At 61.2% G+C, this 6,218-nt stretch carries 6 protein-coding genes; 4 read left to right on the plus strand and 2 right to left on the minus strand.

The annotated features are described in order from the left end of the window. Positions 1-49: 49 nt before the first annotated feature. On the minus strand, positions 50-1,153 hold the full coding sequence (locus tag H145_RS0117810) for a Wzz/FepE/Etk N-terminal domain-containing protein (RefSeq protein ID WP_019949517.1): 1,104 nt from the start codon (positions 1,151-1,153) through the stop codon (positions 50-52). A gap of 238 nt (positions 1,154-1,391) precedes the next feature. Here H145_RS0117810 and H145_RS0117815 point away from each other — a divergent pair, with 238 nt between their 5' ends. From H145_RS0117815 to H145_RS0117830, 4 genes are all read left to right on the plus strand, one after another. Continuing rightward, complete coding sequence (locus H145_RS0117815) at positions 1,392-2,795, plus strand: oligosaccharide flippase family protein (RefSeq protein WP_019949518.1); 1,404 nt, start codon at positions 1,392-1,394, stop codon at positions 2,793-2,795. A gap of 77 nt (positions 2,796-2,872) precedes the next feature. Continuing rightward, positions 2,873-4,018 (plus strand): glycosyltransferase family 4 protein, encoded by a 1,146-nt coding sequence (locus H145_RS0117820; RefSeq protein ID WP_019949519.1) that lies wholly within the window; start codon positions 2,873-2,875, stop codon positions 4,016-4,018. A gap of 115 nt (positions 4,019-4,133) precedes the next feature. Continuing rightward, complete coding sequence (locus H145_RS0117825) at positions 4,134-5,138, plus strand: phosphotransferase (protein ID WP_026351611.1); 1,005 nt, start codon at positions 4,134-4,136, stop codon at positions 5,136-5,138. A gap of 153 nt (positions 5,139-5,291) precedes the next feature. Beyond that, on the plus strand, positions 5,292-5,936 hold the full coding sequence (locus H145_RS0117830) for a polysaccharide deacetylase family protein (RefSeq protein ID WP_026351612.1): 645 nt from the start codon (positions 5,292-5,294) through the stop codon (positions 5,934-5,936). Here H145_RS0117830 and H145_RS24650 read toward each other — a convergent pair. Continuing rightward, on the minus strand, positions 5,915-6,218 hold a 304-nt coding region (locus H145_RS24650; protein ID WP_205619328.1), incomplete at its 5' end, for a hypothetical protein. The two genes, H145_RS0117830 and H145_RS24650, sit on opposite strands and share 22 nt — an antisense overlap.

Genomic DNA, 6,218 nt, shown 5'->3' on the forward strand with positions numbered 1-6,218 from the left:
GCCGGCGATAGGGGTGCCCAACGGCTTAGCAGAGCCTGCGCCACGCCGCTCACGAGCCCGCCGTGCCGGTGGTTGCCTCAGTGGGCCGGGGCGGGGCACTGCGCCGGCTCCGCTCATAGAGCTCCAGCAGGGTCACGAGTACCACCGCTACGGCCAGGGTTATAAGCATCGAACCCGCTACAATCAGCCAGCGCACGGGCTTGCTTTTCCGGGTGGCGGGGTAGGCCTTCTGCACAATGTAGAGCGACGAGATTTTGCCCTGAAGCGTCAGATCAGCCGTTTCATATTCGCCACGGGCTTTCACTAAGCGCTCCTGCAAGTCGTTGAGCCGGGCCACGAACAGGCCCATCGAATCGGTGCCCTGCACGTAGCGCTCCAGGTTGATGGTGTTGGAGCCACCGGGGCCGGTAAGCGCCTGCAGGGCCCGGCGGGCACCGGCCGCCTGGGCAGTGTTGCCGCTGCCCTCGGCCTGGTGCAGCTTGCTTTCGAGGGTAATAATTTCGCGGGCCATGTAGCGCCCCTGCTGTTCGAGGCCGTAGATGCCGTAGCGGCGGCGGGCCTGCACCAGCCGCTGGCGCGATTGCTCGAACTCGTTCCGCAGAAAATCAAAGCGCTGCTTGTAAAGACCCAGCACGTTGCGGCGGTTTTCGAGCGTAAGCTGCTGATTCATCGAGTCGATAACCTGCACAAGCCGGTTGGCTAGCCGGGCTGCCAGTTGCTTGTCGCGGTCTTCAAATGTGAGTTCAATAGCGTCGCGCTCGTTATGCACAATCTTTAGGTTGGAACTGAACTCGTTCAGCACGGCATTTTCGGCCGCATCATCGCCCGGGGCGCCAGCTTTATAGTGCTTGAAGAGGTCGAATTCCCGGATCAGCTGCTCGGCCACCGGCTGCGACTGGCCAATGGTAATAATGCGGTCCAGGTCTTCGGAGCGGCCACCCAATTCCAGCTTGCCGCCGTCAACCAGGCGGTCGGGGTCAGTGCTTTCGGGATTGGTAGGGAAGAAAACAGCCGTCGAGCGATAGATATTGGGTAGCATCAGGGCCACGGCGGTGCTTAGTATGGCGGCCAGCACCACAGCAGCCAGCACCAATTTTTTCCACCGATTGATAATGGGCCACAAGCCCAGCAGCGAGTAAGAGGATTCGGACATAAATACAGCAGGCCGCGCCCCCGGAAAGTGAAGGCAGAAAAGGGCTGACGGCGGGCAAAGATAGCGTAAAATGGCCACCGCCGACTGGCTGCAACCCCCGGTGAAGCCCGCCGGCTTTTGCGTAGTTTTGCGCTATATGGGCTGGCGCTGGAGTTGGCTGCGGCCGCCATGCGGGTTTTTTTTGTCTGTTTAGCCTCCTTCGCGCATTAAACGTTTCTTCGGCAACATTGGCTTTGTAGTGCTGCTCAACCTGCTGGTGAAACCCGGTTGGGTAGTGCTCGAAAACGTAGTGCAGGACCGCATCGGCCACGAGTTGTTCGGCACTTTCACGGCGGTGCTCACGCTGGCTACCATCGTGGCCGCCGTGTCGGATTTGGGCACCACTCAGCTCAGTACCAAGCGCCTGGCCGCCTCGGCCAGCTACTTCACCGACTTTTTCCCTACGCTGTTGCCCCTGCGGGCCGGGCTGGGTATCAGCTTTCTGGGCCTCACGGTGGGGCTGGGCTGGGTGTTAGGCTACCGCGACCATTGGCTGCTACTGCTGGCCCTCACGGCCGCCGGGCTGCTGTTTACGCAATACATGCAGTTTTTGCGGGGCGTGCTGCAGGCGCACCAGCGCTTCAATACCGATGCCGTGCTTTCGGTGCTTGAGCGGGTACTGCTGCTGGGCCTGGTGCTGGGGCTGTTGCCAATTGGCCTCACGCTGGACCGGTACGTGGCTATGCGCGTGGTGGCGGGGCTGTTTACGCTACTACTGCTCGTGGGCCTCATCCGGCGGCTATATGGGCCGGTGGGCCTGCGCCCGCGCTGGCAGCAGGCCCGGCAGTTGCTGCTCGAAAGTCTGCCGCTGGCTTTTATTACGCTGGTGTACGGCCTGAATGAGCGCATCGACATGCTCATGCTCGAGCGGCTGGTGTCGCCAAGCGAGGCCAGCTACTATGCCGCCGCCTACCGCTGGGTTGATGCCGTGATGATGTACCTATGGACGGTGCTGCCGCTGTTTTTTGCCCGCTTTGCCCGCGCCACCGGCCAGCCCGCCCAGCAGCAGGAGCTGCTCTGGTTTGGGCAGCGGGTCGTGACGGTGCCGCTGCTGCTGGTGGTAGCCTTCGGGCTGTTTCGGGGCGAGCTGCTGTTCTTTCAGTTCGGGCACAGCACGCCGGCCGAAATTGCCCGCATGACGCAGTGCCTGCAAATCCTGTTTCTCAATGTACTGGTCCACGCCTTTTTCGCCATCTATAGCACTTTGCTCACCAGCACCGACCACGAAAAGCCGGTTTCCTGGCTCGTAACGGCCAGCATCGCCCTCAACGTGAGCCTCAATTTCCTGCTGATGCCGCGCTTTGGGGCCCTGGCCGGGGCAGCCAACACCACCTTGTGCGCCGTATTTGTGTCGGTGGGCTACGTGTGGCTGGTGCCACGGCGCACCGGCGTGGCGCTGCCGCTGCAAATGCTGGGGCGGCTGGCCCTGGCTTTTGGGCTGTTGTGCGCCGGCTGGTACGCGCTGCGCACCTACGCCGGCCTGCCTTGGTGGCTGGAAACGGCGCTGGCTGCCGGGCTGCTGCTGGCCCTGGTGTTTGCGCTGGGCGTAGTACACGTAAGCGAGCTGAAGCTGCTGCTAAGGAAAAATAAGCCGGAAGCCTGACGCGCCTCCTGCCCAATAACATAACAGTAGTTGCGCACCAACCCGGCACTCAGCCCTGAAGCCCATAAGCCTCCCCAATGCACATTGCCGTCAACGTCCGCTTTCTGCTGCCCGGCGACAAGCTGGAGGGCATCGGGCGCTTTACGCTTGAAACTCTGCGCGAGCTGGTGCGGCAGCAGCCGGAGCACACGTTCCACTTCCTATTCGACAGGCCTTTCGACGAGCGGTACATACTAGGGCCGAACGTGGTACCGCACGTGCTGGGGCCGCCGGCGCGGCACCCGCTGCTGTGGCTGGCCTGGTTCGAGGGCGCGGTGGCGCGTTGGCTGGCCCGCCACCGCCCGGCCGTTTTCCTGAGTCCCGACGGTTTCACCACGCTACGCACCCGCGTGCCCCGCGTAACGGTGCTGCACGATTTAGCCTTCGAGCATTTCCCGCAGGATGTTGGCCTACTGGTGCGCACTTACTATCGCACCTTCACGCCCCGTTTCGCCCGGGCCTCGGCGCGGCTGGTGGCCGTGTCGGAAGCTACGAAGCAGGACGTGGTGGCCCGCTACGGCATTGCGCCCGACAAAATACGCGTGGTGTACAACGCCGTGGACGCCCGGTTCCGGCCCCAGTCCGAGGCGGTGCAGCAGGCCACCCGCGAGCGGTACGCGGCCGGGCACCCATACTACCTGTTTGTGGGGGCGCTGCAGCCGCGCAAGAATCTGCAACACCTGCTGCGAGCCTTTGATGCGTTTAAAATTGCCACCGGCTCGCCGGCCAAGCTACTGGTGGTGGGCCGTACGGCCTGGCAGGCCGGCCCCATCTTCGAGGTGTACCGAAACCTGCAACACCGGGCCGCCGTGCACCTGACGGGCCGCGTAACCGATGAGGAACTGGTGCAGCTGTATGCCGCCGCCCGCGCCACCTGCTACGTGCCCTATTTCGAGGGCTTCGGCATTCCCGTTATCGAGGCCCAGGCCTGCGGTTCGCCCGTCATCACCTCCAACTGCAGCTCCCTGCCCGAAGTGGCCGGCCCCGGCGCCGCCTGCCTCGTCGATCCATTCTCGGTCGAATCCATCACGGCCGGGCTGGTGCGGGTGGAGGAGTCGGCCGAGTACCGCCAGGAGCTGATAGCGGCCGGTTTCCGCAACGGTGCACGATTTTCATGGGTCGAAAGCGCCCGGCGGCTATGGCAGGAAATTGAACGAGCGGCCGCATTGGCTCACCTTTCCTGATTAGCTTACTACTCGCCCTCGCTTAGTTTAAGCACAACTGCGAAGCCTGCGTGTTCAATACGCATTTCATCATCGATACATTCACTTTAGCCAGACTGCTAGCCAGTTCCTCCACTTGACTTTTCCCGTTTCCGCCTCAACACTGGACGCTACTATGTTGGGCTACTTAGTAGGCGAACGATATAATATGAGCCAAACCAGTGCCTGCCGACTGCTCAAAACAGGTATTAACCACACGTATTTGCTGACCGCTCCTGGCCAACAAGCAGTATTGCGAGTGTACAGCTATAACTGGCGTACCCGAGCCGAGATTGAAGCAGAGTTAGCGTTACTGCTGAAGCTGTACGCTTTAGGTTTGAATGTGTCGTTCCCGCTGGCCGATAGTGAGGGCGGATATATTCAGGAACTGGCTGCTCCAGAGGGCACCCGCTATGCGGTGCTCTTTTCCTTTGCTGAAGGGGACAAAACGCGCTGGTTAACTCCCGCTGCCTGCACTGCAATTGGCACGCTGATGGGCCGGATGCATCAGTCGACCGTCGGACAAGTGCTGGAGCGGCCAACCTACACCCCCAACCTGCTACTCACTCAGTCCTATGCTTCGGCACTGACGTTTTTCGCAGCTGAGCTACCCGAGATGCAGTATCTGCGCGATATTAGTGCGCAGTTAGCCCACGTCTTTTCCCGGGCTGGTATTGCCGCTGCGCCCACCGGCACGGTACACCTCGATATCTGGTATGATAATATGGCTATTACCAGTCAAGATGAGGTAACATTGTTCGATTTTGACTTCTGCGGCAACGGGCCGGCCATATTGGATGTGGCCTACTTCTGCAAACAGCTTTTTCACATTGAAACCGACAAGCAGCAGTACCAAGAAAAAATGAGCTATTTCCTAAACGGCTATGCCAGTGTGCGTAACTTATCGGTGGCGGAGCGGCAACTGCTGCCGGCAGCCGGAGCGGCAGTATGGTTCTTCTACTTGGGCGTGCAGGTGCAGCGTTTCGATTGGTCAAATATATTTCTCAGTGTGAATTACCTAAAGATGTACGTGAGCAAGATGCAAGCTTGGCTAACCTATCACGAGCGCCTTGGTTCACAGCAGGTACCTCAGGCTAACTGAGTGCTGACGAAATCAGGTGTCGAATTTGCGCTCCTTTTACGTTAGCAGCCTAGAAAACGCTGTTGGCAACTACGCGCTGAGAATATGCCTGGTAGCCCTTTGTTCTTGGCTCACAGTAAGCCTGCCACCTCCCCATCCCAACCAAACCCAACCTTGCACTTACACCGAATGCCGGGGCTGGTGCGGCGGCTGTTTCCGGAGTGTATCTGGGAAATGCCCGCCACCGACCCGCCCACGCTTTACCTCACGTTCGACGACGGGCCCATTCCCGACGAGACGCCCTTCGTGCTGGAGCAGCTGGCGCGCTACGGGGCGCGGGCCACGTTTTTCTGCGTGGGCGAAAACCTGGTGCGCCACCCCGACATTGCCCGGCAGGTGCTGGCCGCCGGCCACCGCCTGGGCAACCACACCCACCGTCACCTCAGCGGCTGGCGCCACCCGCGCCCCGAGTACCTGGCCGATGTGGCCCGCTGCCAGCAAGTGCTCGATGCCCTGCAACCCGCCGGCGCTGCCCCCGAGGCCCGGCCGCTGCTGCGCCCGCCCTACGGCCGCATCACCCGCCCGCTGGCCCAGGCCCTGCACCCCAGCCACCAGCTCATCATGTGGGACCTGCTCAGCTGCGACTACGACCCCGACTACGCCCCCGAAGCCTGCCTGCGCGCCAGCATCGCCCGCACCCGCCCCGGCAGCATCGTGGTGTTCCACGACAGCCGCAAAGCCGCCCGCAATCTGCGCTACGTGCTGCCCCGCTATCTCGAATACTGCGCCGAAGCCGGTTACCAGTTCGCTGCACTGTAAGTTTTCAGGAGCCGGAGGGTAATAATGAGAGGAACGTCATTGAAGCTGTTTAGGAAGTAGTCAGTCAGGCGCAAAACAGAAAAGACTCCCACAAAAGCGGGAAATTTGAGGTGCGACCCATCTCCTTTCCCTCCCTCATGGAAGTCTTGAGCAAAGATATAATTACCCGCTGGATACTGCCCTTGTTGCCGGCCCGTGCTGGTGGCCGCCGCGCAAGCGTCGACCTGGCTGAGGTGGTGGGCGCCATCTGCTACAAGCTCAAAACAGGCTGCCAGTGGCGCT

Source organism: Hymenobacter aerophilus DSM 13606 (genome assembly GCF_000382225.1).
Lineage (GTDB): Bacteria > Bacteroidota > Bacteroidia > Cytophagales > Hymenobacteraceae > Hymenobacter > Hymenobacter aerophilus.

Coding starts and splice junctions, on each gene's coding strand:
- H145_RS0117810 (WP_019949517.1), bottom strand. CDS start 1,153: ATGTCCGAATCCTCTTACTCGCTGCTGGGCTTGTGGCCCATTATCAAT.
- H145_RS0117820 (WP_019949519.1), top strand. CDS start 2,873: ATGCACATTGCCGTCAACGTCCGCTTTCTGCTGCCCGGCGACAAGCTG.